At 45.9% G+C, this 782-nt stretch carries 1 protein-coding gene; it reads left to right on the top strand.

Going from position 1 to position 782, the window contains the following annotated elements; all coding sequences use genetic code 11:
- The first annotated feature begins 3 nt into the window (after positions 1-3).
- Positions 4-492 (top strand): sigma-70 family RNA polymerase sigma factor, encoded by a 489-nt coding sequence (locus C4N24_RS15005; RefSeq protein ID WP_005946633.1) that lies wholly within the window; start codon positions 4-6, stop codon positions 490-492.
- The last annotated feature ends 290 nt before the right edge of the window (positions 493-782 follow it).

The raw sequence follows: 782 nt of genomic DNA, 5'->3' as shown, positions 1-782 counted from the left end.
CACATGAGTTTCAATAATGGCAATGAACGTCGCAAGCTGAACGCAAAGTGGGAGCATCTTCGTGTGCAGTACCGCGAAGCAGGAATGAGCGAAGATGCAATTCAGGCTATGTACGAGTTTGATTTGGGTGTTCTTAATAGCGAACGTGCCTACATCACTAACACAATGACGGTTTCTGGTGCTGCCGATGATTGCGCAGCCAAGGAAACCAGCGACTTCAAGCAGTATGAAAAAGCCGTTACCGTAACGGATACCTACCACGAAACCAAAAGCCGTTTTGCATGGATTGGTGAGATTGAGAACGAACAGTTGCTTACTGCACTCGAAACTTTGAAAGTCGAAGATTTGGAAATCATCACCATGTACGCTTACGAGGGATACGACATCACTGAAATATCTAAAGTCTACGGCGTATCCCGCCCCACTATTAGCATAAAAATCAAGAGAATTACTAAATTTTTGAAAAACTTCAATTTTAATGCTACGAATTGACCCTTCTCGATGGCTCGTAAGTGTAAGGGCAATTCACCAGATGGCGAAAGCCGCTGAACGAAATGTCTACACTCATGTTCTTTGAAAACTGAATAGTTCCGTCATCTGGTACTCCGATAATGATACTTCCGTAATTCGCGGCCCGGTCACAAAGCAGACGGGGTGGCTGAAATGCCAATGAAGCGGTACAAGTCCGCTGCCAGATGTTTATGCCCCACTCGCAGGGAGCCGAGGGCGAATATGCGAGACCTTAACTTATTAAATCAGGCGTGGCCGAATGCTGTTTTCGG

The organism is Faecalibacterium prausnitzii (genome assembly GCF_003287405.1).
Classification (GTDB): Bacteria; Bacillota; Clostridia; order Oscillospirales; family Ruminococcaceae; genus Faecalibacterium; species Faecalibacterium intestinale.
Note: the sequence above shows the minus strand (reverse complement) of the source record. Positions and strands in the feature narration are given on the sequence as shown.